The sequence below is a fragment of the Kineosporia corallincola genome (assembly GCF_018499875.1).
Taxonomy (GTDB): Bacteria; Actinomycetota; Actinomycetes; order Actinomycetales; family Kineosporiaceae; genus Kineosporia; species Kineosporia corallincola.
The window spans coordinates 884,901-911,008 of the sequence record NZ_JAHBAY010000001.1 but is presented as its reverse complement, the minus strand read 5'-3'; the positions used below and the strand labels follow the sequence as shown (position 1 = coordinate 911,008).

The 26,108-nt window shown below is 70.4% G+C and carries 25 protein-coding genes; 12 read left to right on the top strand and 13 right to left on the bottom strand.

Features of this window, described 5'->3' with window-relative positions; all coding sequences use genetic code 11:
- Positions 1-48 precede the first annotated feature (48 nt).
- The gene (locus KIH74_RS04115) at positions 49-1,374 is read left to right on the top strand and encodes an NAD(P)/FAD-dependent oxidoreductase (RefSeq protein ID WP_214154348.1); all 1,326 of its coding nucleotides are present in this window, start codon (positions 49-51) and stop codon (positions 1,372-1,374) included.
- Positions 1,375-1,583: 209 nt separating this feature from the next.
- Positions 1,584-2,387 (top strand): alpha/beta fold hydrolase, encoded by an 804-nt coding sequence (locus tag KIH74_RS04110; protein ID WP_214154347.1) that lies wholly within the window; start codon positions 1,584-1,586, stop codon positions 2,385-2,387.
- A 309-nt stretch (positions 2,388-2,696) separates the two neighbouring features.
- On the opposite strand, the gene KIH74_RS04105 is transcribed toward KIH74_RS04110, so the two are convergent.
- Entirely contained in the window at positions 2,697-2,870 is a 174-nt protein-coding gene (locus KIH74_RS04105) for a hypothetical protein (protein WP_214154346.1), read from the bottom strand.
- Positions 2,871-3,121: 251 nt separating this feature from the next.
- Between KIH74_RS04105 and KIH74_RS04100 the strand changes: the two genes are divergently transcribed.
- Positions 3,122-3,448, top strand: coding sequence for a WhiB family transcriptional regulator (locus tag KIH74_RS04100; protein WP_214154345.1), 327 nt, complete (start codon positions 3,122-3,124; stop codon positions 3,446-3,448).
- A gap of 715 nt (positions 3,449-4,163) precedes the next feature.
- On the opposite strand, the gene KIH74_RS04095 is transcribed toward KIH74_RS04100, so the two are convergent.
- The 3 genes from KIH74_RS04095 to KIH74_RS04085 form a co-directional block, all read right to left on the bottom strand.
- Complete coding sequence (locus tag KIH74_RS04095; protein ID WP_214154344.1) at positions 4,164-4,829, bottom strand: M15 family metallopeptidase; 666 nt, start codon at positions 4,827-4,829, stop codon at positions 4,164-4,166.
- A 648-nt stretch (positions 4,830-5,477) separates the two neighbouring features.
- Positions 5,478-6,566 carry a hemolysin family protein gene (locus KIH74_RS04090; protein ID WP_214154343.1) on the bottom strand — a complete coding sequence of 363 codons (1,089 nt, stop codon included), beginning with the start codon at positions 6,564-6,566 and terminating at the stop codon, positions 5,478-5,480.
- Positions 6,563-7,954: a hemolysin family protein gene (locus KIH74_RS04085; protein WP_214154342.1), complete on the bottom strand. Its 1,392-nt coding sequence runs from the start codon at positions 7,952-7,954 to the stop codon at positions 6,563-6,565. Before KIH74_RS04085 ends, KIH74_RS04090 begins: the two co-directional genes overlap by 4 nt.
- Before the next feature lie 382 nt (positions 7,955-8,336).
- Between KIH74_RS04085 and KIH74_RS04080 the strand changes: the two genes are divergently transcribed.
- From KIH74_RS04080 to KIH74_RS04070, 3 genes are all read left to right on the top strand, one after another.
- Positions 8,337-12,179 (top strand): multifunctional oxoglutarate decarboxylase/oxoglutarate dehydrogenase thiamine pyrophosphate-binding subunit/dihydrolipoyllysine-residue succinyltransferase subunit, encoded by a 3,843-nt coding sequence (locus tag KIH74_RS04080; protein WP_308113572.1) that lies wholly within the window; start codon positions 8,337-8,339, stop codon positions 12,177-12,179.
- 84 nt (positions 12,180-12,263) lie between these two features.
- A complete protein-coding gene (locus KIH74_RS04075) occupies positions 12,264-12,452 on the top strand; it encodes a DUF6104 family protein (RefSeq protein WP_214154341.1) in 189 nt (62 codons plus the stop codon).
- Between the two features lie 11 nt (positions 12,453-12,463).
- On the top strand, positions 12,464-13,096 hold the full coding sequence (locus KIH74_RS04070; RefSeq protein ID WP_214154451.1) for a GDSL-type esterase/lipase family protein: 633 nt from the start codon (positions 12,464-12,466) through the stop codon (positions 13,094-13,096).
- 51 nt (positions 13,097-13,147) lie between these two features.
- On the opposite strand, the gene KIH74_RS04065 is transcribed toward KIH74_RS04070, so the two are convergent.
- The 3 genes from KIH74_RS04065 to KIH74_RS04055 form a co-directional block, all read right to left on the bottom strand.
- Entirely contained in the window at positions 13,148-14,116 is a 969-nt protein-coding gene (locus tag KIH74_RS04065) for a zinc-binding dehydrogenase (protein WP_214154340.1), read from the bottom strand.
- Between the two features lie 10 nt (positions 14,117-14,126).
- Positions 14,127-15,230: a hypothetical protein gene (locus KIH74_RS04060; RefSeq protein WP_214154339.1), complete on the bottom strand. Its 1,104-nt coding sequence runs from the start codon at positions 15,228-15,230 to the stop codon at positions 14,127-14,129.
- Between the two features lie 209 nt (positions 15,231-15,439).
- A complete protein-coding gene (locus KIH74_RS04055; RefSeq protein WP_308113569.1) occupies positions 15,440-16,630 on the bottom strand; it encodes an NAD(P)-dependent malic enzyme in 1,191 nt (396 codons plus the stop codon).
- Positions 16,631-16,806: 176 nt separating this feature from the next.
- Between KIH74_RS04055 and KIH74_RS04050 the strand changes: the two genes are divergently transcribed.
- Complete coding sequence (locus tag KIH74_RS04050) at positions 16,807-17,181, top strand: S24 family peptidase (protein ID WP_214154338.1); 375 nt, start codon at positions 16,807-16,809, stop codon at positions 17,179-17,181.
- Between the two features lie 42 nt (positions 17,182-17,223).
- Positions 17,224-17,634 (top strand): superoxide dismutase, Ni, encoded by a 411-nt coding sequence (gene sodN / locus KIH74_RS04045; protein WP_214154337.1) that lies wholly within the window; start codon positions 17,224-17,226, stop codon positions 17,632-17,634.
- Between the two features lie 266 nt (positions 17,635-17,900).
- On the opposite strand, the gene KIH74_RS04040 is transcribed toward sodN, so the two are convergent.
- On the bottom strand, positions 17,901-18,986 hold the full coding sequence (locus KIH74_RS04040) for a type IV pilus twitching motility protein PilT (RefSeq protein WP_214154336.1): 1,086 nt from the start codon (positions 18,984-18,986) through the stop codon (positions 17,901-17,903).
- Between the two features lie 119 nt (positions 18,987-19,105).
- On the opposite strand from KIH74_RS04040, the gene KIH74_RS39130 reads away from it, so the two are divergent.
- Complete coding sequence (locus KIH74_RS39130) at positions 19,106-19,180, top strand: 50S ribosomal protein bL37 (protein WP_370449906.1); 75 nt, start codon at positions 19,106-19,108, stop codon at positions 19,178-19,180.
- Positions 19,181-19,250: 70 nt separating this feature from the next.
- On the opposite strand, the gene rsrA is transcribed toward KIH74_RS39130, so the two are convergent.
- From rsrA to KIH74_RS04020, 4 genes are all read right to left on the bottom strand, one after another.
- The gene (gene rsrA, locus KIH74_RS04035; protein WP_214154335.1) at positions 19,251-19,508 is read right to left on the bottom strand and encodes a mycothiol system anti-sigma-R factor; all 258 of its coding nucleotides are present in this window, start codon (positions 19,506-19,508) and stop codon (positions 19,251-19,253) included.
- The gene (locus KIH74_RS04030) at positions 19,505-20,293 is read right to left on the bottom strand and encodes a sigma-70 family RNA polymerase sigma factor (protein ID WP_372491977.1); all 789 of its coding nucleotides are present in this window, start codon (positions 20,291-20,293) and stop codon (positions 19,505-19,507) included. The genes rsrA and KIH74_RS04030 overlap by 4 nt, the downstream gene beginning before the upstream one ends.
- 117 nt (positions 20,294-20,410) lie before the next feature.
- Positions 20,411-21,091 (bottom strand): alpha/beta hydrolase family protein, encoded by a 681-nt coding sequence (locus KIH74_RS04025; RefSeq protein ID WP_214154333.1) that lies wholly within the window; start codon positions 21,089-21,091, stop codon positions 20,411-20,413.
- A gap of 51 nt (positions 21,092-21,142) precedes the next feature.
- Positions 21,143-22,048, bottom strand: a complete 906-nt coding sequence (locus tag KIH74_RS04020) for an SOS response-associated peptidase (RefSeq protein WP_214154332.1) — start codon at positions 22,046-22,048, stop codon at positions 21,143-21,145.
- A 123-nt stretch (positions 22,049-22,171) separates the two neighbouring features.
- On the opposite strand from KIH74_RS04020, the gene KIH74_RS04015 reads away from it, so the two are divergent.
- The 3 genes from KIH74_RS04015 (at position 22,172) to rsgA (ending at position 25,438) form a co-directional block, all read left to right on the top strand.
- A complete protein-coding gene (locus tag KIH74_RS04015) occupies positions 22,172-22,834 on the top strand; it encodes a DoxX family protein (protein ID WP_214154331.1) in 663 nt (220 codons plus the stop codon).
- Positions 22,835-23,061: 227 nt separating this feature from the next.
- On the top strand, positions 23,062-24,393 hold the full coding sequence (aroA, locus tag KIH74_RS04010) for a 3-phosphoshikimate 1-carboxyvinyltransferase (protein ID WP_214154330.1): 1,332 nt from the start codon (positions 23,062-23,064) through the stop codon (positions 24,391-24,393).
- A gap of 7 nt (positions 24,394-24,400) precedes the next feature.
- Positions 24,401-25,438, top strand: a complete 1,038-nt coding sequence (gene rsgA / locus KIH74_RS04005) for a ribosome small subunit-dependent GTPase A (protein ID WP_214154329.1) — start codon at positions 24,401-24,403, stop codon at positions 25,436-25,438.
- Here rsgA and KIH74_RS04000 read toward each other — a convergent pair.
- Positions 25,432-25,914, bottom strand: a complete 483-nt coding sequence (locus KIH74_RS04000; RefSeq protein WP_214154328.1) for a DUF2231 domain-containing protein — start codon at positions 25,912-25,914, stop codon at positions 25,432-25,434. The genes rsgA and KIH74_RS04000 overlap by 7 nt on opposite strands.
- Between the last annotated feature and the right edge of the window lie 194 nt (positions 25,915-26,108).

The window sequence follows — 26,108 nt, the reverse complement described above, 5'->3', positions numbered from 1 at the left end:
GTGCCACGAGAAGGGGCACGGCCGCGTTATGCGACTTAGGGTCCAGGAATGATCACGGATGCTGCTTTCGCCCAGCGCGGTCGCGCCAGGATCGTCATCGTCGGGGCCGGGTTCGCCGGGTTCGAGGCCGCTCGCGCACTGAGCAGAACCGCAGGCGACGCGGCCGAGATCGTGCTCGTCAACCCGACCAACTACTTCCTCTACCTGCCGCTGTTGCCCGAGGTGGCGGCCGGCACGCTCGATCCCCGGCGCATCGCTGTGTCGTTGTCGGAGGTGCTGCCCAAGGTGCGGTTGGTGCTCGGGTCGGTCGAGAACATCGACCTGGGCGGCCGCACCGTGAGCTATCTCGATCCGGAGCAGCGCACCGGCACCCTCGGCTACGACCGGCTGGTGCTGGCGGCGGGCAGCGTGAACAAGCTGCTGCCCATCCCGGGCGTGAGCGAGTTCGCGCACGGCTTCCGGGGCATCCCCGAGGCCGTGTACCTGCGCGATCACATCACCCGGCAGATCGCCCTGGCCGACACCACCGACGACCAGGCCGAGCGGGATCAGCGCTGCACGTTCGTCGTGGCCGGCGCCGGCTACACGGGCACCGAGGTCGCGGCCCAGGGCCCGCTCATCACCGACACCCTGTTGGCCGACCGCCCCCGCCTGGCCGGGCAGCAGGTGCGCTGGCTGCTGCTCGACACGGCCGACCGGGTTCTGCCCACGCTCGACGAGCGGCTGTCCCGCTCGTCCGACCAGGTGCTGCGGCAGCGCGGCGTCGAGGTTCTCATGGGCACCACGGTCAAAGAGGCCACAGCGGAAGGGGTTCGGCTGACCTCCGGCGACTTCGTGCGCACCCGCAGCCTGATCTGGTGCGTCGGCGTGCAGCCCGATCCTCTGGTGTCCGACCTGGGCCTGCCGTTGCAGAAGGGGCGCCTCGTGGTCGACGAGTATCTCGGTGTGCCAGGCCATCCCGAGGTCTTCGCCTGCGGCGACATCGCGGCGGTTCCCGACCTGACCCGGCCGGGCGAGACCACCGCCATGACGGCCCAGCACGCCACCCGTCAGGGCAAGCGGGCCGCGGCCAATGTCGCGGCCTCGTTCGGGCACGGCGAGCGCAAGGCCTACCGCCATCATGACCTGGGCTTCGTGGTCGATCTGGGCGGGCCGCAGGCGGCGGCGAACCCGTTGCGGATTCCCTTGTCCGGCCTGCCCGCGAAGGCGATCACCCGCGGCTATCACCTGCTTTCGATGCCGGGCAACCGGGTGCGCACGGCTGCCGACTGGGCCCTCAACCTGGCGCTGCCACGTGAATCAGCCGAACTGTCGCTGGTGCGGGGCCGCTCCGTCCCGCTCGCCTCCGACTCCCCCGAAACGCCTCAGCACTGATCACACACCCCAGAACAGCTCGCACACCCCCGAACAGCTCGCGCCACCCCTCTGACCAATTCGCGCACACCTCCGAACAAGCCCCTGCACGGCCCCGCACAACAGCCCCGCACAGCCCCGCACAACAGCCCCGCCCTGCCCCGCACAACAGCCCCGCCCTGCCCCGCACAGCCCGGCGCAGGGCCGCACAGCCCCGGTACCGTCAGGCTGTGGATTCCGTGAACAGCCCGGTCGACGGCACGCGCATCGCCTACCGCACCTTTCGCAGTGAGGCGGAGGGCGCCCCGACGGTGGTGCTGTCACACGGCACCGCGCTCTCACAGGCCATCTGGCGCGGATTCGGATACGTGCGGGCGCTGAACCGCACGCACACCGTGATCACGGTCGACCTGCGGGGGCACGGGCGCAGCGACGGTCCGCACCACGAGACCGCCTACAGCATGGATGCTTTCGTGGCCGATCTGGTGGCCGTACTCGACCGGACGGAGACCGGCGCGGCCGACTACGTCGGATACTCGCTCGGTGGCCGGATCGGCTTCTCCCTGGGCACGGCACATCCGACGCGGGTGAACCGTTTCGTCAGCATCGCCGGCGCGGCGGGCACCGAGAAGGGGGCGTTCGACCGGGTGTTCTTCCCGGGCTGCATCACCGCTCTGCGGGAGGGTGGCATGGAGGGTTTCCTGGAGGGCTGGCAGTCCTGGACCGGCGAGCAGGTCGACCCGGCCACCCGCCACGCCTTCGCCGCGAACGACGCCCAGGCCCTGGCCGCCTACATGGCCCGCTCCGAAGAAGACCCGGGGGTGGACGACGAGAGCCTCAAGCACTTCACCGTGCCCACGCAGCTGATCGTCGGCTCCCTCGACCGGGAGAGGGTGCAAGCGGCCGAGCACGTGCACCAGGTATTGCCCGGGGCCGAGCTACTCATCGTCGACGGCGCCACCCACGGCAGCATCCTCCGCGAGCCCCGCACGCTGGAGACCGTCACGTCCTTCCTGACAACGCCTACCGCCTGATCCTGGACGGGCGCCGCCACACCCATCCGCCCACACCCATCCGCCCACACCCATTCGGCCACACCCATCCGGCCCACGTCCGCCCACACCCATCCGCTCACACCACACCCATCCGGCCCACGTCCGCCCACGTCCGCCCGCCCCAACAGCCCACCTCGCATCCGCGCGCCTCGCACCCGCGCTCGCGCTCGCGCCCGTATTCCGCACTGCCGAGCCAGATCCCGCGCACTCACCATCCGCACCAGCTCGCGAATCGCCATCATCACCGGCCACACCCCGAACCGAATCGATGCAAGGGCACAAACCGCTTCAGAGCAGCCCTGCGAATCGCTTCAGCCCGCCCATCCGGACCCTCGTGAACCGTTGCACAAGCGCGACACGCCCGTGAATCGCTTCGCCGTTGAGCGCTTCGTGCACCGATCCGAACGAACCGATGCGCCCCGGTCCAAGGTCCTGAACAACCCACTCCATCGGGTTGTTCAACAACCTGATCATGACCGTCAATCAGCAGATATCCGCAGCTCAGTGGCCAAATGAGGTTTCCGGACCAGACACGTCGACAAAGTTGTGCGACACCCGTCGGTCCGAAGCGATTCACCTCCCGGACGGCAACCTTGAAGTACTCCTGAACAAGTTTCGGAGCGAAGGGCTTGAACAATGACTGACTCGGTTAGTAAGGTCTAACCACCCGATCGGCCGAGGCGGCCGATCACTGCACTACAGCGGAGGACCTGATGGCCGAGCTTTCCCGACTTCCCGTTCCCGTCGCTGACGTCTGGGAGTGGCAGTACCAGGGCGCGTGCCGCGAGGCCGACCCCCAGCTCTTCTTCCACCCCGAGGGTGAGCGCGGCCCGGCCCGTCACAAGCGTGACGCCGCCGCGGTCGCCGTGTGCGCCGGCTGCCCGGTGATGGATCAGTGCCGCGAGCACGGCCTTTCGGTTCGCGAACCGTACGGCGTGTGGGGCGGTCTCACGGAAGAAGACCGTGAGGCGATCTACAGCGCCGAGCGCAAGGAGCGTCGCGAGGCCCGCAAGAACGCTCAGCTCCGCGAAGCCAGCTGACCTCGATCAGCAGATCCTCCGCAGCACCACAGCATTTCAGCAGCACAGCACCTCTGCACCATCGAAACACCAAGCACCGTCCGGGAATGTGGCAGCCGAGTCGAGCCCGTTGTTACCGGGCCGCACCAGGGTCACCTGAACGGCCAGCACCACGGAAACATCTGAACACTTGAACGTTCTTCGGGTCCGGCGTCGAGAAGCAGGCGCGGGCCAAGCGTTTCAGCCGGAACAGACGATGGGGCAGTCGGCCCGCACCAGAGTTCCACCCACGGGGCCGAGCACGGGAGTCCGTGTGATGCACGGGAGTCGTGCGGCACCAAAGCAGTACCGCAGCAAGAAGAACCACCGCCCCGGACCAGCGATCACGCGGTCAGTGCGGCGACGTTCCAGAAACGATCCACCAACGCTGTGAGCCCACCCCTGAAGCGAGCACCAGCGTGAAAACCCCGAACCAGAAGCACTCACCCCTGAGCAACAGGCAGGCAGCACCTGACAAGTGCACAGTGCCACCCGCGGTCAGTGATTCGGCCGCCCCGGGGACGGTCATCCGCAGCGAACGGCAGCCTGGCCCGTGGAACCCTTTCCGCCACGGACCAGGGGGAGAACTGCCGACCCGCGCGACCCGGCCGCCGCTGGAGTCGCCGAAACGCTGGCCGCGGGTATGTCAGCAAAACGTTCGCGGGGCCCTGCCGAAGCAGGACCCCGCGAGCCGAGATCATTCGCCGGCCGTGTACTCCCAGTGCCACGGCTCGTACGGGCCACCGCCGCCGACCTTGGCCCAGTCCGGGTTCTCCCAGCCGTAGGCGCCGGCATTGTCGGCGAGCCACTGGAACTTGGCATTGCTGGTGCCGGTCTCGACGCCGCAACCCAGGTCGGCAGCCAGACCCCAGCCGTGTTCGCTGGTGCCCGGCGTGGCCGCGAGCGTGGGCTTGCGGGCCTTGACCGAGTACTGCTCCGCCAGCGTGCGGTAGGAGTCGGTCAGGCAGATGTCGGTGCCGAACTCCTGCTTGTAAGCGATGTTGAGCTTCGCCAGCGCGACCGCGGCATCGGCCCGCAACCGGTGGTCGGAGTCCCACAGCGTGCAGAGCGAGCTGTCGGGCAGCTGACCGTTGCTCGCCGTGGTGGTGGTGGCCACGCCGCTGCAACCGGGCAGCACGGAGCGCTCGTTGGAGCGGGAGGCCGTGCCGCTGACGATGATCGTCTTGGGAGCGGCGAGCAGATCGGGGGTGTCGGCCACCGTGGTGTCGGCGGGAACCACCGACAGCGCCATGACGCCCACACCCGCTGCGTCGGCACGGGCCGGGAAGGACACCGCGGACACGGCCGTGACCGTGCTGCTGATCTGGTTGACCTGAGCCTTGACCGGCACCGAGTCAGCCATCGCGCCACTGATGGGCGCGGCGATCGTGGCGATACCGAGGGCACCGGCGATGCCGACCTGTGGAGCGCTGAGCGAGCTACCCGGCTTGCGAACCGGACGGCGCGTGGAGCCTGAAACTGAGCGACGCTGCGATCCTGCGGACCGCGAACCCCGGTTGTTGCGGGGTCGTAACGCAGGGCCTGCTGTGTCGGCGCGATGCGACGGCACCGGTCATCCTCCTGGAGGGCTGAAGGGAGGTGGAGGGGGTTCCTACCTACCGCACTCTGGGTGAAGAGTCACGGAACTATAAAGGCCCGCGACGGGGGTAAATCAAGTTGGGACGCCGTGTGAGGCTTAACCCGTTCGTACGACGTCCAATATCCCGCACAAGACGTATGACTACCTCAACCCAGTGTTATTGATTTCGTGACCTTTGAGCACGGGAACGACATGTCGAGTCACGCTCGGTAAAAACGTTGATGTGACACAGAACTCTTGTGCACGATCCGGCGGCAGCCACGGCCAGAACCGGGCGCGCCTTTCCGAAACTCGGCCGAACACCCGGACAACCCGGCCGAACATCCGGACCCGGGCCGGAACGCAAGAACGGCCACCCGGAAACCCAGATGACCGTTCTCTGCCGGAAGCTGCCCGGAAGCTGCCCGGAGATCAGGCGCGGGCGGGAGCCCGCCCCTGATCGCGCCGGGTCGCGTCCCGCACCTCGCCGACCAGCTCTTCCAGCACGTCCTCGAGGAACAGCACGCCCAGCGTGCGTCCCTCGTGGTCGACGACCCGGGCCAGGTGGCTGCCCGCGCGCTGCATCGTCGCCAGGGCCTCCTCCACCTCGTCGTCCGAGCTGACCGTCACCAGCGAGCGCACCCGCTTCTCCGGGATCGGCTGGCCGTGCCGTTCGTCGTCCGCGTAGAGCAGGTCCTTCAGGTGGAGATAGCCGATCACCTCGAGCGGTGCGTCGTCATCAAGCACCTCGCCGGGAGCGCCCCGCTCGGGCCGCACCACCGGGAACCGGCTGAAGCCGGTGCGGGTGACCAGACGCTCCACCTCGCCGGGCGTGCTGCCGACCGGCACGCAGACCAGCCGGTTCACGCCGATCATCAGGTCACCGGCCGAGAGCTCGCTGAACTCCAGGGCCCCGGTGAGCAGGCCGTGGTCGTCGAGCAGGCCCTCGCGGGTGGACTCGGAGACGATCGAGGCCACCTCGTCGGCCGTGAACGCGGCCGCGACCTCGTCCTTGGGTTCCACCCGCAGCATCCGCACCGCGTGGTTGGCGAACCAGTTCAGCAGTCGGATCACCGGCGACACCGCCCGGGCCACCGCCATCAGCGGCGGCGCCAGCAGCAGCACCGCCCGGTCCGGGCCGGCCAGGGCCAGGTTCTTCGGCACCATCTCGCCGAGCACCACGTGCAGGTAGCTCACCACCGCCAGGGCGATGGCGAACGCCAGCGGGTGGATCAGCCCTTCGGGCAGGTGCGCGGCCTCGGCCGGCGCCTCGATCAGGTGCGCGATCGCCGGCTCGGCCACCAGACCGAGGCCGAGCGAGGCGATCGTGATGCCCAGCTGGCAGCAGGCCAGCATGAGCGACACCTGCTCCATGGCGGCCATCGCGGTCTTGGCGGCCCGGCTGCCGGCGTCGGCCAGCGGCTCGACCTGGCTGCGCCGGGCCGAGATCACCGCGAACTCGGCACCGACGAAGAACGAGTTGAGCGCGAGCAGGAGCAGCGCGATGAACAGATTCGTCATGACGGTCCCACCCGTTCCTGCACCCGGGCGGGCTCCGCCCCGGTCACTTCCGTGATCGTGCGGGTCTCCTGACCACGCACCGTCTGCATGCCCTCGGGCAGCACCAGCCGAACCCGGTCCACCCGGCGGCCGTCCATGCGCTCGACGCGCAGCCGGGCGCCCTCGCCCACCGGCACCTCGTCGCCCGCCACCGGGATCCGGCCGAGCCCGGCCATCACGAATCCGCCGAGCGTCTCGTACGCATGCCCGTCCGGTACATCGACCCCGGTACGTTCGCGCACTTCGTCGGGACGCATCAGACCCGGCACCAGCCAGGCCCCGTCACGCCGCCGGACGATGCCCGGACGACTGCGGTCGTGCTCGTCGGACACGTCGCCGACCAGCTCCTCGACCACGTCCTCCAGGGTGACCACGCCGGCCGTGCCGCCGTACTCGTCCACCACCACGGCCAGCTGGAGCCCGAGGGCGCGCAGCTCGACCAGCAGCGGGTCGAGCCGCATGGTCTCGGGCACGCGCAGCGCCTCGGACATGATCGCGGCGACCGGCACCTCCTCGCGGCGCTCCATCGGCACGGCGACGGCGCTCTTCAGATGGACGACGCCGACCACGTCGTCCAGGTCGCCGTCCACCACCGGGAACCGGCTGTGCCCGGTACGGCGGGCCAGGGTGATCACGGCGGACGCGGACTCCTCCTTCTGGAGCACGAGCATCCGCACCCGGGGCGTCATCACGTCGGCCGCGGACCGGCTGGAGAACCCGAGCGAGCGGGTCAGCAGCGTGGCGGTCTGCTGGTCGAGTGTGCCGACCTCGGCCGAGTGCCGCACCAGCGCGGCCAGTTCCTCGGGGGAACGGCCGGCCGACAGTTCTTCCTGCGGCTCCACCCCGACGATGCGCAGCAGCCGGTTGGCCGAGCCGTTGAGCACGGTGATCAGCGGCTTCGTCAGGGTCGAGAAGGCGCGCTGCGGGCCGGCCACCACCCGGGCGGTGGGCAGCGGCACCGAGATCGCCAGGTTCTTCGGGATGAGCTCGCCGACGACCATCGAGAAGCCGGTGGCCGCGATCAGCGCGATCGCCACTGTCACCGAGTCGACGGCCGCCCCCTCCAGGCCGACGGCCTCGGCCGGGCCCTCCAGCAGGGTGGCCAGCGAGGGCCGCACCAGGTAACCGACCACCAGTGTGGTGATCGTGATGCCGACCTGGGCGCCGGACAGCTGGGTGGAGAGGGTGCGGATCGCGGCGAGGACGCCGGGAGCCCGTTTGTCACCGGACTCGATCGCCCGCTCGACGGTAGACCGATCGAGTGCGACCAGGGAGAACTCGGCGGCGACGAAGATCGCTGTTCCCAGCGTGAGGAGCACGCCGAGGCCGAGGAGGATCCATTCGGTCATGAGACTGGGACGCCGCGCCGGACAACGAAGTTCCGGTGACGGCCACGCCCCTGAGGGCCGGGGTAGGGGGCAGACGCGCCGGCAACCGCACAGAACGTGCGGGCAGCCGGAAGCGGGCCGGACCGGGACGAACCGGACGGCGCGCGGCGTGAGCCAGAGGTGGATGCCGCACGATCACGATGGGATCGGGGGCGGGACTGGGGTAAGCCGGCCGTAGGCCGGCACCTTCGTGAAGGCATGGTAAAGACATCCTACGGCAGGCGGTGATGCAGACCATCTGCCGGCGGCGACGAGTGGAAGTGGTAATACCTCGCGGCCCCACTCGATCGGGTTAGGGTTGACGTACCCTTCAGCCCCGCACTGAAAGAAGGCGATTCTCGCCGTGTCCTCCGAGCCTGTGGTGACCGAGTTCGGACCGAACGAGTGGCTGGTCGACGAGCTGTACCAGCAGTATCTGTCGGACAAGTCCTCGGTCGACCCCGCGTGGTGGGAGTTCTTCGCCGATTACCAGCCTGCTGAGACCCCGCACCAGCGGACCAGCTCGCGGTCCTCCGACGAAGCCAACTCCGATCTCTCGGACACCATTCCCGCGACGGGCCCGAACGGAGCGGCCGCCGGCCGTCCGGTCGCGACCGCCGCATTGCAGCCACCGAAGCCTGCACCCAGCGCACCGGAGACGTCGAAGGTGGCCACGCCACCGCAGACCACCCGGGGCGAGACCAGGCCCACGGAGGCGACGCCGGCCCAGCCCGCCCGGGCGCTGCGACCGGCGTCCGCACCGCAGCAGCCGTCCACGCTTCCCGCCGCCCGCACCCCCCGCGAGCCCGCGACCGCCGCCCAGCAGCCGTCGAAGCCGGACACCCCGCAGGTGGCCCGGCTGAAGGGCCCGGCCGCACGGGTCGTCACCAACATGGAAGCCAGCCTGGAGGTGCCCACCGCCACCAGCGTGCGGGCGGTCCCGGCCAAGCTCCTGATCGACAACCGCATCGTGATCAACAACCACCTGGCCCGCTCCCGCGGCGGCAAGGTGTCGTTCACCCACCTCATCGGCTTCGCGCTGGTCGAGGCGCTCGAGCTGATGCCGTCGATGAACGCCTCCTACACCGAGGAGGACGGCAAGCCGGCGATCGTGCAGCCGGCCCACATCAACCTCGGCATCGCGATCGACATGCCCAAGCCCGACGGTTCGCGCCAGCTACTGGTGCCGAACGTGCGGCACTGCGACGGCATGGACTTCGCCGAGTTCTGGGCGGCCTACGAAGACGTCGTGCGGCGTGCCCGCAACGGCAAGCTCGGGGCCGACGACTTCGCCGGCACCACGATGAGCCTGACCAACCCGGGCACCATCGGCACCGTGCACTCGGTGCCGCGGCTGATGAAGGGCCAGGGCGCGATCATCGGCGTCGGGGCCATGGACTACCCGGCCGAGTACCAGGGCGCCTCGGAAGAGACCATCGCCCGGCTGGCCGTCAGCAAGATGATGACGCTGACCTCCACCTACGACCACCGCATCATCCAGGGCGCGGGGTCCGGCGAGTTCCTGCGGGTCGTGCACAGCAAGCTGCTCGGCGAAGACGGTTTCTACGACCGGGTCTTCCGCTCGCTGCGGCTGCCCTACGAGCCGGTGCGCTGGGTGCGCGACATCTCGGTCTCGCACGACGACCAGATCAACAAGACCGCCCGGGTGCAGGAGCTGATCCACTCCTACCGGGTGCGCGGTCACCTGATGGCCGACACCGACCCGCTGGAGTACAAGCAGCGCCGGCACCCCGACCTCGACATCACCACCCACGGGCTGACCCTGTGGGACCTCGAGCGCGAGGTGCCGACGGGCGGTTTCACCGGCAAGCCATCCGCCACGCTGCGGCACATTCTCGGCGTGCTGCGCGACACCTACTGCCGCACAGTCGGTATCGAGTACATGCACATCCAGGACCCGGAGCAGCGGCGCTGGCTCCAGGCCCGGCTGGAGCGGCCGTACGCCAAGCCGAGCCGCGAGGAGCAGCTGCGCATCCTCGGCCGGCTGAACGCGGCCGAGGCGTTCGAGACCTTCCTCCAGACCAAGTTCGTCGGGCAGAAGCGGTTCAGCCTGGAGGGCGGCGAGTCGGTCATCGCGCTGCTCGACGAGCTGCTGACCAACGCCGCCCGGGCCCAGCTCGACGAGGTCTGCATCGGCATGCCGCACCGCGGCCGGCTGAACGTGCTGGCCAACATCGCGGGCAAGAGCTACGGCCAGATCTTCCGCGAGTTCGAGGGCCAGCAGGACCCGCGCAGCGTGCAGGGTTCCGGTGACGTGAAGTACCACCTCGGCACCGAGGGGCGCTACACCGCGGAGACCGGCGAGAAGACCCGGGTCTACCTGGCCGCCAACCCCTCCCACCTGGAGGCGGTCAACCCGGTGCTGGAGGGTGTGGCCCGGGCCAAGCAGGACCGGCTGGACCGGCAGGGCGAGATCTTCTCGGTGCTGCCGGTGCTGATGCACGGCGACGCCGCCTTCGCCGGCCAGGGCGTGGTCACCGAGACGCTGAACCTGTCGCAGCTGCGGGGTTACCGCACCGGCGGCACGGTGCACGTCGTCATCAACAACCAGGTCGGTTTCACCACCGCCCCGTCGTCCTCCCGCTCGTCGGTGTACTGCACCGATGCCGCCCGGATGATCCAGGCGCCGATCTTCCACGTGAACGGCGACGATCCGGAGGCCTGCGTCCGGGTGGCGCGGCTGGCCTTCGAGTTCCGGATGGCGTTCGACAAGGACGTCGTCATCGACATGGTCTGCTACCGGCGCCGTGGTCACAACGAGGGCGACGACCCCTCGATGACCCAGCCGCTGATGTACAACCTGATCGAGGCCAAGCGCAGTGTGCGCAAGCTGTACACCGAGGGCCTGATCGGGCGCGGCGACATCACCGTGGAGGAGGCCGAGCAGGCGCTGCGCGACTACCAGCAGCAGCTGGAGCGGGTGTTCGCCGAGACCCGTGACACGGTCAACCACCCGCCCACGGCCCACCGCGACGTCACGGCCGGTCTGGACCTGCCGCAGGCCCAGCAGCTCGACGACGCCAGCGGCAACGGCCACGCCAGCGCGGTGCCGGCCGAGGTGCTGAAGCGGATCGGTGACGCGTACGTGTCTCCGCCCGAGGGCTTCTCGGTGCACCCGAAGCTCCAGACGCTGCTGGAACGGCGGGCCACCATGGCCTCCGACGGCGGGGTCGACTGGGCGTTCGGCGAACTGCTGGCGCTCGGCTCGATCCTGATGGACGGCACCAACGTGCGGTTCACCGGTCAGGACACCCGCCGGGGCACGTTCACCCAGCGGCACGCGGTGCTGACCGACAAGATCACCGCCGAGGAGTGGACGCCGCTGCTCAACCTCAGCGAGAACCAGGGCAAGTTCTGGATCTACGACTCGTTGCTGTCCGAGTTCGCGGCCATGGGCTTCGAGTACGGCTACTCGGTCGAGCGGCCCGACGCCCTGGTGCTGTGGGAGGCGCAGTTCGGTGACTTCGCCAACGGCGCCCAGACCATCGTCGACGAGTTCATCTCCTCGTCGGAGCAGAAGTGGGGCCAGCGCTCGTCGGTGACGCTGCTGCTGCCGCACGGCTACGAGGGTCAGGGACCGGACCACTCCAGCGCCCGCATCGAGCGTTACCTCCAGATGTGCGCGGAGAACAACATGACCGTCGCACAACCGTCCACCCCGGCCTCGTACTTCCACCTGCTGCGCCGTCAGGCCTACGCCAAGCCGCGCCGGCCGCTGGTGGTGTTCACGCCGAAGTCGATGCTGCGGCTGAAGGCCGCGGTGTCGCCGATCGAGGACTTCACCAACGGTGAGTTCAGCCCGGTGATCGCCGAGAAGGCGCAGCTCGGCCAGGTGGACCGGGTGCTGTTCTGTAGCGGCAAGATCTACTGGGACCTGCTGGCGGAGCGCAACAAGCGGGGCGACACCAGCACGGCGATCGTGCGGCTGGAGCAGCTCTACCCGATCGACGTCGACGGGGTGCTGGCCGCGATCGACCCGTACCGCGACGCCCAGCTGGTCTGGGTGCAGGACGAGCCGGCGAACCAGGGCCCGTGGCCGTCGATCGCCCTGAGCCTGCCGCAAGACCTGGGTGGGCGGCCGCTGCTGCGGATCTCCCGTCCGGCCTCGGCCTCCCCGGCCACCGGCTCGGCGAAGAAGCACCAGGCGGAGCAGGCGGCACTGATCGCGCAGGCCTTCAACCGCTGATCCGACGACGGCCCCCGCATCCGTGCACGACGGATGCGGGGGTCGTCGGGGTACCGCCACCGAAAGTCGGACAGAATACGGACCATGTACTTCACCGACCGAGGGATCGAGGAACTCGAGCAGCGCCGGGGCGACGAAGAGGTGACGTTCGCCTGGCTGGCCGAGAAGCTGCGTCATTTCGTCGATCTGAACCCGGATTTCGAGACTCCGGTCGAGCGCCTGGCCACCTGGCTCGCCCGCGACGACGATGACGATGCCGACGAGGACCTGTGAGCCGTCTCCGGATGGGCTCCGGCGGAACCACCGGCGTCCCCCGGGTGCGCATCTGCGTGGTCGGCGACGCGCTGGTGGCCGGCGTGGGCGACCCGAAGGCGCTGGGCTGGGTGGGCCGGGTGGCCGCCCGCACACCACAGGACGAGATGTCACTGGCTGTCTACACTCTCGGGGTCCCCGGCGAGAACACCGCCGATCTGGGCGCCCGCTGGTGGCAGGAGGCGAGCCGCCGGTTCGGCGACGGCGGCCAGCAGCATCCGGGTGACCAGCGCGTCGTGATCGGGCTCGGCAGAGCGGATATCGATGCCGGCCTGTCGATCCCCCGGTCCCGGCTGAACCTGGCCAACATGCTCGACGACGCGCACTCACGCCGTCTGCCGGCCTTCGTGGTCGGCCCGCCGCCGGTCGCCGACAACGAGCAGAACCGCCGGATCGAAGAGCTGTCAGCCACTTTCAGCGACGTCTGCCGTCGGCGGAACGTGCCGTTCGTGGACTGCTTCGACCCGCTCTACGCGCACGAGGACTGGCTGACCGACCTGGCGGCCGGCGACGGCGAGCACCCCCGTCAGGCCGGTTACGGTCTGATCGCCTGGCTCGTTCTGCACAACGGCTGGTACGAGTGGCTCGGCGTGCAGCGGCCCTGAAATGATGGACGACGATGAGCTTTTGACGCCGCTCATCGTCGTCCACAATTTTCAGCGAGTGAACACGACCTTGCCGGCCAGCTCACCGGCGGCCATCTTCGCGAACCCCTCGCGGGCCCGCTCCAGGGGCAGCACCGAGTCGACCCGCGGCCGCACTCCGGTGGTGATCAGGAAGTTCGCCAGCCGGCCGAGCTCCTCGCGGGTTCCCATGGTCGAGCCGAGCACCCGCAGCTGGAGGAAGAAAATCCGGTTGAGCTCGGCGTTCTTCGGGGCGGCACCGCTGGTGGCCCCGCAGATCACGATCGCCCCACCGGGTTTGAGCGACTTCACCGAGTGGCTCCAGGTGGCCGCGCCGACGGTCTCGAACACCGCGTCGACCCGCTCCGGCAGCCGGGCACCGGAGGCGAACGCGGCCTCGGCCCCCAGCTCCACCGCGAGGGCCTGCTTCTCCTCGCTGCGGCTGGTGGCGAAAACCCTGATCCCGGCGGCCTTCGCCAGCGAGATCAGGGCGGTGGCCACTCCCCCGCCGGCCCCCTGCACCAGGATCGTCTGGCCGGGCACCACCTGACCCTGGGTGAACAGCATGCGGTAGGCGGTGAGCCACGCGGTCGGCAGGCAGGCGGCGTGCTCCCAGCTGAGACCGGCCGGTTTGGGCACCAGATTGCGCCGCGGCACCACCACCTCGTCGGCCAGCGTGCCCTGGTGCACCTCGGAGAGCAGGCTGCGGCGGGGGTCGAGGGTCTCGTCGCCCTTCCACGCCGGATCACTGATCACGGCGTGCACGATGACCTCGTTGCCGTCGTCGTCCAGCCCGGCGGCGTCGCAGCCCAGGATCATCGGCAGGCGCTCGTCCGGCAGCCCTACGCCGCGCAGGCTCCACAGGTCGTGGTGGTTCAGGCCGGCCGCCTTCACCCGCACCCGGACCCAGCCCTCCGGAACCTCCGGGGCCGGGCGCTCACCCACCTCCAGCGCGGAGAGCGGGTCGTCGGCATCGGTGGCGGTGGTGAAGGCAGCAAGCATGAGAACGACGCTAGTGCAAGCCCCCTGGAGTCGCCTGAGCACCCCCGGTGACCAGTCTCACGTCCGGTCGGCGGTTGTCACGCAGGTCGATCTCCATGTCGGTGCGCACCGCCTGCTGCTCGCCGGTGCCCTGCCCGAGCGGGTCGAGCGGGTCGATGTGCAGGTCGTCGTCGAGGTCGTGGACCGGGATCGAGCCGGTGTGCGCGCCCTGGCGACGGATCGAGGCGGTGTTGATCGAGCCGGTGTTGTGCACCTCCTGGTGCCGGTCGCGCAGCTGGTCGTACTCGGTGCGGACCTCGATCACCTCGTGCACGTCGTTCGGCAGGGCGTCGTCGTAGATCTCGCCCTCGACGGCGTCGGCGGCCGGGGCCTCGTGCCGCAGCTCGCCGTCGCCCCGGTTGTTCATGGCCGCCTCGACCGCGGCCGACAGCGATCCGGCGGCCGCGTCGGCGCCGATCAGCTGGCCGAGCACGTCGCGGATCTGGGTGAGGCGCACGAGCGCCTCGGAGTGCGTGGCGGTGAGCGCGTCGAGTCGCTGGGCGGCCAGACCGTTGACGGCGCCGGAGCGGCGCTGCGCGTCGTCGATCAGGTGCTCGGCGTGCCGCACCGAGTCCAGGCGCAGCTGGTCGGCCTCGGTGCGGGCCGAGGTGATGGTGATCTCGGCCTCGGCGCGGGCCCGGCTCAGGTCGGCCTCGGCGGTCTGCCGGGCCTCGGTCATCTCGCGGTTGGCCGTCTCGCGGGCGCTGTTCAGCTCCTGCCGGGCCAGGGCGCGGGCCTGCTCGATCTCACGCTCGGCCTCGGCATGGGTCTGGGCCAGCAGCCGCTCGATCTCGGCCTTGGTCTCGCTCTGCACCCGGGCGATGTCGTCGCGCGCCCGGTTGCGTTCCTGCTCGGCCTCCTCGTTGGCCAGCCGCAGGATCTGTGCCATCCGGTCACTGACCTCGGTGTGCACCGGTACCGGTTTGGGCGCCGCGCGCAGTTCCTCGTTCTCGTTGCGCAGCCGCTGGGCCTCCGCCACCGCGGCGTCGGCACCGGCACGGGCACGCTGGCCCTCGGCGCGGGCCACGGCCAGCTGACGTTCCAGTGTGGTGAGCAGATCGTGGGTACGCGTCATGTACTCCATGACCTGCTGGCGGTTGAAACCACGCACAGCGATGTCGAAGGAGTCTTCTCGAGGTGCTCCGGGTGCCACCGGTCGATTCTCGTCCATGAGCCTTCACAGGGGGAGTGAGCCGACGTGTGGGGCGAACTCTTCCGCGACCGGCCGTCCAGGCGCAACCGCCCGGGTGGTAAATGCCGGTCAAGGCTGTTCGCCGAATCCTCTCAGACCCGGGCCACGCCCTCCGCCCGGGCCGCCCCGGCGACCGCGGCGGCCACCGCGCCCACGACGCGCTCGTCGAACACGCTGGGCACCACCTCGCCGGCCGTCGGCCGCACCACGCAGTCGGCGATCGCCCCGGCGGCGGCCAGCTTCATCCCCTCGGTGATCGCGGTGGCCCGCACGTCGAGCGCGCCGCGGAAGATGCCGGGGAAGGCGAGCACGTTGTTGATCTGGTTGGGGAAGTCGCTGCGGCCGGTGCCGACCACCGCGGCGTACCGCCCGGCCAGGTCCGGGTGCACCTCGGGAGTCGGGTTGGCGAGCGCGAACACGATCGCGCCGGGGGCCATCGAGGCCACCACCGGCTCGGGCACCCGGCCCCCGCTGACGCCGATGTAGACGTCCGCCCCGGCCATCGCCACGTCGAGGCCGCCGCTGAGCCGGCCCGGGTTGGTGCGCCCGGCCAGGGCCTCCTTGTGCGGGTTCTGCCCGGCCCGGCCGGGTTCCAGCACGCCCCGGCTGTCGCAGACCACCACGTCGTGGAGTCCGGCCCCGGCGAGGATGCCCGCGATCGCCACCCCGGCGGCCCCGGCACCGGCCACGACCACCCTCAGGCCGGGCAGGTCACGACCGGTGACCCGGGCGGCGTTGCGCAGGGCGGCCAGCACGACCACCGCGGTGCCGTGCTGGTCGTCGTGGAACACCGGCAGGTCGAGCCGCTCCCGCAGCCGGTGCTCGATGTCGAAGCAGCGCGGTGCGGAGATGTCTTCCAGGTTGATGCCGCCGAAGGTGGGGGCGAGCCGGGCCACCGTGTCGACGATCTCGTCCGGGTCGGTGGTGTCCAGGCAGATCGGCACCGCGTCGATCCCGGCGAAGTGCTTGAACAGCATCGCCTTGCCCTCCATCACCGGCATCGCGGCGCCCGGCCCGATGTCGCCGAGCCCGAGCACCGCGGTGCCGTCGGACACCACGGCGACGGTGTTGCCGCGCCCGGTGTACACGTCGAGCAGGTGCGGGTCGGCGGCGATGGCGAGCGACACCTCGGCCACGCCCGGCGTGTAGGCCAGCGACAGGTCGGCCCGCGAGCGCAGCGGCCGGCGCAGGGCGGTCTCGATCTTGCCGCCGTGGTGCAGGGCGAACACCGGCGAGTCGTGGATCACGGTGGCCAGGTCGGGGCGGGAAGTTCCGATGGTCACGCGACACCTCACGACAGACAGTTCCGGCAGGGGCTGACTTCGCACGCGGGCGGCGTGGTGGGCTCGGCCGGCGCAGGTGAACGGGGGTGTCCCGTGGCGGCCATCGTGTCACAGCTCACACCGTGCCGGGACGCTTACCGTGGAGTCATCGCCCGACGACCCGAGTGAGGACGACGATGAGCTCCGACCAGGTCCGCCCGCTGCTGCCGATCGGCCAGGTGCTGGTGGGGGGCAGGTCGATGGAACCGGCCCTGCGCGACGGCGACCGCCTGCTGGTGCACTGGGGAGGACGCCCGGAGCCGGGCCTGGTGGCCGTGGTGCGGTTGCCCGGCGACCGGCCGCTGGCGGTGAAACGGCTGGCCTTCCGGGAGCCCGGCGGCTGGTGGGTGGAGCGCGACAACCCGGCCGAGGGCGTGGACTCCTGGCAGGTGGGCGCGGTACCGGACGACGACGTGCTGGCGGTGGTGCTGTTCCGGATCTGGCCGCGCCCGGGCAAGATCACGCCACGGATACCCGGCCCAGGACGCGCATCCGGCGAGGGTGCGGAGTAGGTTACGAGTCCTAAGCCTCTAGCCTCGCGACAAGGAGTACCCATGCTCTCGCGGTTCCTCAACGCCTTCACCGCGGTCGAGGTCAGCGCTCACTGTGACCTTCCGTGCGGTGTCTACGACCCGGCCCAGGCCAAGATCGAGGCCGAGTCGGTCAAGGCCTGCATCGCCAAGTTCAACGCCTCGGACGACGCGGTGTTCAAGGAGCGCGCGATCCAGATCAAGGAGGAGCGCTCCGACCTGGTCAAGCACCACCTGTGGGTGCTGTGGACGGACTACTTCAAGCCGCCTCACTTCGAGAAGTACCCGCAGCTGCACGGCCTGTTCAACGAGGCCACCAAGCTGGCCGGCGCCGGTGGCACCAAGGGCAGCACCGACGTGGCCGTGGCCGACCAGCTGCTGGCCAAGATCGAGGAGATCAGCACGATCTTCTGGGAGACCAAGGCCGCTGCCTGATCCCCCTTCTCCACGTTCGGCGCCCGGCTCCGGCCGGGCGCCTTTCGTTTGCCGTAAGCAAGGGAACGAGTGGTGACTCACGCCACACGGTTTACGAGTCGCGCTTTAAATGTAACAACTTGATAATGGACCAATCGGGCGTTGCGAGGGCAGTCACAACGCCCCAGCTCCCTGGTCTCGACGGCGAGACCGGGTGAGCCCGCAGGAGGTGGTGGGCGGAACGGGACCCCGCCCCTCACCTCCTGCGGACCCCTCCCCCGGCGCTCTCAGGCCACCAGGCCGAGCCGCCTCAGCTCCACCGTCAGGTCGTGCGGGTTGCTGGCCACGGCCATTCCGTCGTGCAGGCTCACCACCCCGTCGCGGATCAGCTCCACCAGGTGCATGTCGAACGACTGCATCCCGTAGAAGCCGCCCTCCTTGATCAGGTCGCCGATGGTGCTGGTCTTGTCCGGGTCGGCGATGGCGTCCGCGATCCGCCCGGTGTTCACGCAGACCTCCATCGCCAGCGCCCGGCCCGAGCCGTCGGCGCGCGGCACCAGACGCTGGCAGACGATCCCGCGCAGCGCCCCGGCCAGCGACAGCCGGATCTGCTTCTGCTCGTGCGGCGGGAAGAAGTCGATGATCCGGGTGATCGTCTCCTTGGCGTCCTGGGTGTGCAGCGTGGACATCACGAAGTGACCGGTCTCGGCCGCGGCCAGGGCCGAGTGCACGGTCTCCTGGTCGCGCATCTCACCGATCAGGATGACGTCGGGGTCCTGTCGCATCGCCGCCCGCAGCGCGACCGAGAAGTTGTCGGTGTCGACCCGCACCTCACGCTGGCTGATCATCGCCAGCTTGTCCTCGTGCAGAACCTCGATCGGATCTTCCACGGTGACCAGATGGACTTCGCGCTCGGTGTTGATCTTGTCGACCATGCCGGCCAGCGTGGTGGTCTTGCCCGAGCCGGTCGGGCCGGTGACCAGCACCAGCCCGCGCGGCTCCAGGGCCAGCCGGCCGATCACCTCCGGCACCCCCAGCTTGGTCAGCGGGATGGCCCCCATGTTGACCCGGCGGAACACCAGCCCGACCGAGCCGCGCTGCCGGAAAGCATTGACCCGGTACCGCCCGACACCGCTCATCGAGTAGGCGAAGTCGGCCTCGTTCGTCTGCTCGAACTGGGCCCGCTGGTCGTCACGCAGCACCTCGTTGGCCATCGCCTCGGTGTCGGCCGGGGTCAGGTCGGGCACGTCGAGGCGGCGCAGTTTGCCGTCGATCCGGATCCGTGGCGGCGACCCGACCTTGCAGTGCAGGTCGGAGCCGAACAGCTCGCTCAGCGCCCGCAGGAAGGGCAGCACGGACACAGGGTGGCTCACGCCCGGGACATCGGCAGGGGTGAGCGAGTCTTGAGGCGACTGTCCTGAGCCGACCGACGGATTCCGGAGCACCGGCCCGGACGTGAAAGGATGCAGGCAGCCAAGAGAAGGAGAAAGCCATGAGCAAGCGCGGTCGCAAGCGCCGCTCGCGCAAGGGCAGCGCGGCCAACCACGGTCGTCGTCCCAACGCCTGAGCCTCAGCGCCAGAAAACGAAGAAGGCGTTGCCCCCGCCAGGGGAGCAACGCCTTTTTCTGTGCCCGGGATCAGCCGTTGAGGTCGATCCTGGCTTCGGTGATCTTGACCATGATGCGTTCCCGCAGGTCGGCCGGGGCCGTCTCGCGGCAGCAGCGGCGCACCAGGGCCTTCAGCGCGACGTCGAGGTCGTACTGCTGGAGGCAGGGCGAGCACTCCTCGAGATGCACCCGGATCTGGGCGAGCTCGGCCTCGCCCATCTCGCCGTCCAGGTACTCGTAGACCTGGTCGAGCACCTTGGAGCAATCGGGCTCATTGCAGCTGCTCATGCCGCACCGTCCTGAGATCGCGTGGCAACGATGCCACGTTCGGCAGCGTACTCCTCGAGCAGGTCACGCAGCTGCCGTCGGCCGCGGTGCAGCCGGGACATGACCGTGCCGATCGGGGTGCCCATGATCTCGGCGATCTCGCGGTAGGCGAAACCCTCGACATCGGCCAGGTAGACCGCGATCCGGAACTCCTCGGGGATGCGCTGGAGCGCTTCCTTCACGTCGGAGTCGGGCAGCCGGTCGAGCGCCTCGGCCTCGGCGGAACGCAGGCCGGTCGAGGTGTGCGAACCGGCGCGGGCGATCTGCCAGTCCTCGATCTCGTCGGTCTGCGCCTGCTGCGGCTCGCGCTGCTTCTTGCGGTAGGTGTTGATGTAGGCGTTCGTCAGGATCCGGTACAGCCAGGCCTTCAGGTTGGTGCCGGGCTGGTACTGGTGGAACGACGCGAACGCCTTGGTGAAGGTCTCCTGGACGAGATCCTCGGCGTCAGCCGGGTTACGCGTCATCCGGAGGGCCGCCGAGTACAGCTGATCCAGGTATTGCAGGGCATCCCGCTCGAAACGGGCAGACCGCTGCTCGGGGTTCTCAGTCGCCGGTGCGCGACCCGCTTGGGCATCCATCACCGACGAGCCTAGCTGCACCGGAGCGGCATTACCCGCCCAGGTTCGCCCTGTGGACTGGCCGGACGACCGTTCGGCCGCACCGGACCGTTCCTCCACCGTCGTCACGAGTAGCAACGGCGCACTCCTCACTCTTCGCGGACGCCCCATTGAAAGCCGGGCGAGCATGACTCACGGTGGCTGTCATCGGGATTGACATGGCGGACACGCCCGGGCTCGTGGGTCGGTGACCGCCTGCGCATCGAGCACAACGCACGACGCCGGGGTGTCATTCCGGGCTGTCGCCTACGGATTGAGCCACCCGGGCAGAGCCGCCGCCACCGCCTCAGCCACCGGGACGTCCTTCTTCAGAGAGTGATCACCTTCGACTCTGGACACCCGGACGCCGGGCAGGTCCAGGGCCGCGATCTCGTCCGGTCCGCCGAAGGCGTCCCTCTCGCCCTGCACCACCAGCACGTCGATGCCGGCGGCCCCGGGCAGGGCCAGCTCGGCCGCCCGGCTCTTCTCCGGCCGGCCCGGCGGGTGCAGCGGGAACGCCAGGCAGCAGACCGCCCGGGCACCCAGCCCGGCGGCGCTACGGCAGGCCACCCGGGCACCCGCGCTGCGACCACCCACGACCACCGGCAGATCACTCCAGCCCGGCCGGGCGCCCAGGCCCGCGAACACCGCGGACCAGCCGATGTCGAGCCGGGGCGGCGGCGCGGCCACCTTCTTGCCGGCCACCCGCCACGGCTGCTCGACCAGCACCACCTGCCAGCCGAGGGCCACCACCCGCCGGCGGACGGCAACCAGGTCGGCCGCGCCGATCCCGCCCCCGGCACCGTGGCCCAGCACGATCCGGCCGGCCGGGGGCCGGGCCGGCGTCCACAGATGGGCGCGGGCCGGGCCCAGCGGGGTGTCGATCGGCATCACCTCGGCGGCGTCGTCCGCCGCCTCCGGAACGCTCTCGGGCTGGGTGGTTGTCACGGGCTCCTCGTCGTCCTCCATCGGGTTTCCGCCGGTGCGTGAACTCAGACCTCAGAACAGGGACCCCGCGGGCGGTCCACCGAGCAACTCACCGGTGGCCGGGTCGACCACCCCGGCCAGGCTGTCGGCCGGGGCCGGCTCGATCAGCTCCGGGCCGTCGTTACGCACCGAGTTCACCCGGGTGCTGATCGGCAGCGCGGTGAACCGGCCGGCGGGCAGGTTCTCGGTCAGGCCGCGCACCGAGGCCGGGTCGTTCAGCGCCGGGTCGAGCCAGTGCGCCCAGCGATCCCGCGGCAGCACCAGCGGCATGCGGTCGTGCACGGTGTCGAGGCCGGGCTCCGCGGCGGTGGTGATCACGGCGAAGGTGATCAGCCAGGCGGCCGGGTCGCCGGTGGGCAGCCGCGCGTCGCGCCAGAACTCGTAGACCCCGGCCAGGGCCAGGCCCCCGCCGTCGGCCGGGCTCATGAAGAAGGGCTGCTTGCGGGGGCGGCCCCTGGCGTCCTTCGCGGTCGGGCTGACCTGCCACTCGTACCAGCCGTCGGCCGGCACCAGGCAGCGCCGCGACAACGCGGCCTTCTTGTAGGCCGGCTTCTCCAGCAGGGTCTCCAGCCGGGCGTTGATCATGCGGGCTCCGCCGGAGGCGTCCTTGCTCCACGAGGGCACCAGCCCCCACTTCAGGGAACGCAGCTGACGCACCGCCCGGGCCCTCTCGTCGTTGATCAGCTCGGCCGTCACGTGCGCGTCGGCGGCGTCGAGAACCGAGGCGGAGACCTCCTCTTCGGGCAGACCGGGGGCCGGCACCGCCGTCCGCTCCACCACCACGGCAACGGTGTCGGTGGGCGCGATGTTGAAACCCCGCTTCGGCTCGCCGAGATGGTCTTCTCCCGCCTCGAACTCCACCTCGAACTCCACGACGAGTTCCTCGCGGCTGCGACTGGAGGCATAGCGTCCGCACATGGTGGTCAGCGTAGGCGCGGGATCACCTCCGGGTCTGTTCGGAGGCTGTGATTCAGTGCGGATTTCAGCCGATTTCCGGCCTGTCCGTTCGCATCCGGCCCGGATCAGGGGTAGCAAAGGACCATGACCATCGTCCGCCGTGTAGCCCGTCCCCTGCTCGCCGCCCCGCTGATCCAGTCCGGGGTCGACGTGGCACGTCACCCCGGTCCGCACGCCGAGGCCGCCAAGCCCGTGCTGAACCAGGTGTCCGGCCCCCTGCGCCTGCCCAACGACCCGGTGATGGTGGTGCGCTCCGCCGGAGCGGTGACGGCCGTGGCGGGTTCGCTGCTCGCCCTCGGCCGGCTGCCCCGCCTGTCCGCCCTGGCGATCGTCGCCACCGCCCCCGTGGTGCAGCCGGTGGAGCCGTTCTGGAAGGAGAAGGACCCGGAGCTGCGCCGCCAGAAGCAGGCCACGTTCGTGAAGACGCTCGGCCTGATCGGCGGCGCGCTGCTCGCCACCGTCGACACCGAGGGCAAGCCCAGCGTGGCCTACCGCGGCCGCAAGGCCCGCAAGGCCGCCACGCTGGCGCTGCACGAGGCCCGCGAAGACGCCGCCGAGTCGGTGACCGCGGTCAAGGTGTCCGGTCGCAAGGCCGCGAAGCAGGCCCGCCGGTCGGCGAAGCAGGCGGCCAAGGAGGCCGGTAAGACCAGCCGCCGCTCGCGCAGGAAGGCCGAGAAGATCGCCGCGCAGCAGGCGGCCCGCGCCCAGAAGGCCGCCCGCAAGGGCCGCGCCGCGCTGCCGGTCTGAGCCCGCACGTCGCCCCAGCTTCCTGAGCCCCGCCGGCCGGGCTGCCCCTCCCGGGCGGCCCGGGGCGGGCGGGCTCAAGCCGGAACCGGGTTGGAACCCGGCCGGAACCGGGCCGATCCGGGTCCTTCCGGGCCAGGGCTGCCCGGCGGGCCTTCCGGCGGATACCCTCATCGCTCGGTGACCGTGTATGCGGCGAAGGCGATGACGGAAGTGGCGCGAGCGAAGCGATGAGTAACCCGGTGAGCGACGAGGCGACAGCACACTGGCCGGCCCCGACGGTGGACGGCCCGGTCTCGGCGACGGTGTCCCTGCCCGGCTCGAAGTCCCTCACCAACCGCTATCTCGTGCTGGCGGCCCTCGCCGACGAGCCGTCCCGGCTGCGCGCCCCGCTGCGCTCGCGCGACACGCTGCTCATGGCCCAGGCCATGCGCGGTCTGGGCACCGGTGTGGAAGACGCGGGCGCCACCGGGGCGTTCGGCGCGGACTGGATGGTCACCCCCGGCGAGCTGCGCGGCCCGGCCATGATCGACGTCGGCCTGGCCGGCACGGTAATGCGTTTCGTGCCGCCGGTCGCCGCCCTGGCGACCGGTGACATCGCGTTCGACGGCGACCCGCACGCCCGGGTGCGGCCGATGGGCCCGATCATCTCGGCGCTGCGTGGCCTCGGCGTGACCGTGGTCGAGAGCGACGAGGGCCGCCTGCCGTTCGTCGTGCGCGGCTCCGGTTCGGTGCGCGGCGGCACCCTGGAGATCGACGCCTCGGCCTCGTCCCAGTTCGTGTCCGCGCTGCTGCTGGCCGGAGCGCGGTTCGAGGAGGGCCTGACGCTGCGCCACGTCGGCGGTCCGGTGCCGAGCGAGCCGCACATCACGATGACCGTGGAGGCCCTGCGCGACGTCGGCGTGGTGGTCGACGACTCCGAGCCGGACGTCTGGCGGGTCGAGCCCGGCCGGGTCGGCGGCCTCGACGTGATGGTCGAGCCCGACCTGTCCAACGCCGCGCCGTTCCTGGCCGCGGCCGTGGTGGCCGGTGGCGAGATCACCGTGCCGGCCTGGCCGCAGTACACCACCCAGGCCGGTGACCACCTGCGCGACCTGTTCGACTCGATGGGTGCCGACGTCTCGCTGCACCGCGACGGGCTGACCGTGCGCGGCACCGGCGAGCTCTACGGCCTGGACGCCGACCTGAGCGCGGCCGGTGAGCTCACCCCGACCGTCGCCGCGCTCGCCGCCCTCGCCGAAACCCCTTCGCACCTGCGCGGTATCGCTCATCTTCGGGGCCACGAGACCGACCGGCTGAAGGCGCTGGCCACCGAGATCAACCGGCTCGGCGGCGATGTCACCGAGACCGAGGACGGGCTCATCATCCGGCCGGCCCGGTTGCACGGCGGGGTGTTCCACTCCTACGCCGACCACCGGATGGCCACCGCCGGAGCGGTGATCGGCCTGAAGGTGCCGGGGGTCTCGGTGGAGAACATCGGCACCACCGCCAAGACCCTCCCGGAGTTCACCCAGCTCTGGGAACGGATGCTGACGCCCCAGGACGGTCCCGGGCGGCGGTGAGGCGGCGGTGAGCCCACGCCGAGGGGGCCAGGACGAGGAGTCCCGGATCCGGTTCCGCCCCAATCCCAAGGGGTCCCGGCCCCGCACCAAGGACCGTCCCACTCACGAGAACGCCGTCGCGGCCCAGGTGGTCACGGTCGATCGCGGCCGTTACGGCTGCCTGCTGGGCGGCTTCGAAAGCATGGACGACGGGGGCGATCTCGTCGTCACCGCGATGAAGGCCCGCGAGCTGGGCAAGGCCGGGGTGGTGGTCGGCGACCGGGTCGGCCTGGTCGGCGACGTGTCCGGCTCCCCCGGCTCGCTGGCCCGGATCGTCCGGGTCGAACCGCGCACCTCCGTGCTGCGCCGCAGCGCCGACGACACCGACAAGATCGAGCGGGTGATCGTGGCGAACGCCGCCCAGCTGGCGGTGGTCACCGCGCTGGCCGACCCGGTGCCGCGCCCGCGCATGGTGGACCGTTGCCTGGTCGCCGCCTACGACGCCGGGCTGGACCCGCTGCTGGTGCTGACCAAGGCCGACCTGGCCGACCCGGCGGAGTTCACCCAGGGCTACAGCGCACTGGAGGTGCCGTGGGTGGTCACCCGCCGCTCCCCCGGGGTGATCGAGGGCCTGGACGCGGTGCGCGAGCAGCTGGCCGGCCGGGTCACGGTGCTCGTCGGGCACTCCGGCGTGGGTAAGTCGACGCTGGTCAACGCCCTGACCGGGGCGGACCGGGCGATCGGCCGGGTGAACGACGTGACCGGACGGGGACGGCACACCTCGACCTCGGCGATCGCGCTGCGGCTGCCCGGCGGCGGCTGGGTGGTGGACACGCCTGGCGTGCGCTCGTTCGGCCTGGGGCACGTGGACCCGGACCGGCTGGTGCACGCCTTCCCCGAGCTGGCGGCGGGCACCGACGAGTGCCCGCGCGGCTGTGGCCACGACGAGCCGGAGTGCGGACTCGACGCCTGGGTGGACGCCGGGAAGGCGGGCCCGTCCGGCCGGGCCCGCCTGGAGTCGCTGCGGCGGCTGCTGCGGGCCCGGTCCGGGCTGCCGGACTACTGATTCGTGCTGGCGATGCTGTCTTTCCACACGGCCGCGGCGCCGCTGTCGCCCACCCGGTAGGTCCAGGCGACGGCGGCGATCCCGACGGCCAGGGTGAGCACGACCGAGGTGGCGAGTTTCGGGGCGGAGGTGCGCGGCGACTCGTCCCGGGTGCGCAGCAGCAGCCAGACGATCAGCGAGACGACGAACTGGGCGATCGCGAACCAGATCAGGTACTGGGCGATGTCGCCGTGTTCCTTGGCCACCGGCTCGAAATCCGGATTACTCAGACGGGCCTGGAGTTTCTCCCCGGATTCCATCGCGGCGTAGGTGGCCGCGGCGGCGAGAAGATTGCCCAGCACGGCCCACGGAAGCTCGCGGCGCCAGCGGGGACGGAGCACGAACGCGACCGTGACCACCGACATCAGCGGCAGCAGGATCACGACGGCGTGGACGACGAGCGCATGGACCGGCATACCGTTGACAAGATCGAACATGGCCGGAAGCTTAAACCGTCAAACAATTAGCGGCGACAGTTCCCGCCGTGTCTTTTGGTCTTAGTACCCGGCCACACCGGCGCAACCACATCTGTTATTCACCGGTTCGGAGCACAGGAATTCCTCAGGCAATTCAAAGCCCTTCCGTTGCGCGATTCACTTCCGCGCGCGCCGGGGGCAGTGACCGTGCCGGG

Coding starts and splice junctions, on each gene's coding strand:
- KIH74_RS04115 (WP_214154348.1), top strand. CDS start 49: ATGATCACGGATGCTGCTTTCGCCCAGCGCGGTCGCGCCAGGATCGTC.
- KIH74_RS04100 (WP_214154345.1), top strand. CDS start 3,122: ATGGCCGAGCTTTCCCGACTTCCCGTTCCCGTCGCTGACGTCTGGGAG.
- KIH74_RS04095 (WP_214154344.1), bottom strand. CDS start 4,829: ATGGCTGACTCGGTGCCGGTCAAGGCTCAGGTCAACCAGATCAGCAGC.
- KIH74_RS04090 (WP_214154343.1), bottom strand. CDS start 6,566: ATGACGAATCTGTTCATCGCGCTGCTCCTGCTCGCGCTCAACTCGTTC.
- KIH74_RS04085 (WP_214154342.1), bottom strand. CDS start 7,954: ATGACCGAATGGATCCTCCTCGGCCTCGGCGTGCTCCTCACGCTGGGA.
- KIH74_RS04075 (WP_214154341.1), top strand. CDS start 12,264: ATGTACTTCACCGACCGAGGGATCGAGGAACTCGAGCAGCGCCGGGGC.
- KIH74_RS04070 (WP_214154451.1), top strand. CDS start 12,464: ATGGGCTCCGGCGGAACCACCGGCGTCCCCCGGGTGCGCATCTGCGTG.
- KIH74_RS04065 (WP_214154340.1), bottom strand. CDS start 14,116: ATGCTTGCTGCCTTCACCACCGCCACCGATGCCGACGACCCGCTCTCC.
- KIH74_RS04060 (WP_214154339.1), bottom strand. CDS start 15,230: ATGACGCGTACCCACGATCTGCTCACCACACTGGAACGTCAGCTGGCC.
- KIH74_RS04050 (WP_214154338.1), top strand. CDS start 16,807: ATGAGCTCCGACCAGGTCCGCCCGCTGCTGCCGATCGGCCAGGTGCTG.
- sodN (WP_214154337.1), top strand. CDS start 17,224: ATGCTCTCGCGGTTCCTCAACGCCTTCACCGCGGTCGAGGTCAGCGCT.
- rsrA (WP_214154335.1), bottom strand. CDS start 19,508: ATGAGCAGCTGCAATGAGCCCGATTGCTCCAAGGTGCTCGACCAGGTC.
- KIH74_RS04030 (WP_372491977.1), bottom strand. CDS start 20,293: ATGCTCGCCCGGCTTTCAATGGGGCGTCCGCGAAGAGTGAGGAGTGCG.
- KIH74_RS04020 (WP_214154332.1), bottom strand. CDS start 22,048: ATGTGCGGACGCTATGCCTCCAGTCGCAGCCGCGAGGAACTCGTCGTG.
- KIH74_RS04015 (WP_214154331.1), top strand. CDS start 22,172: ATGACCATCGTCCGCCGTGTAGCCCGTCCCCTGCTCGCCGCCCCGCTG.
- aroA (WP_214154330.1), top strand. CDS start 23,062: ATGAGTAACCCGGTGAGCGACGAGGCGACAGCACACTGGCCGGCCCCG.
- KIH74_RS04000 (WP_214154328.1), bottom strand. CDS start 25,914: ATGTTCGATCTTGTCAACGGTATGCCGGTCCATGCGCTCGTCGTCCAC.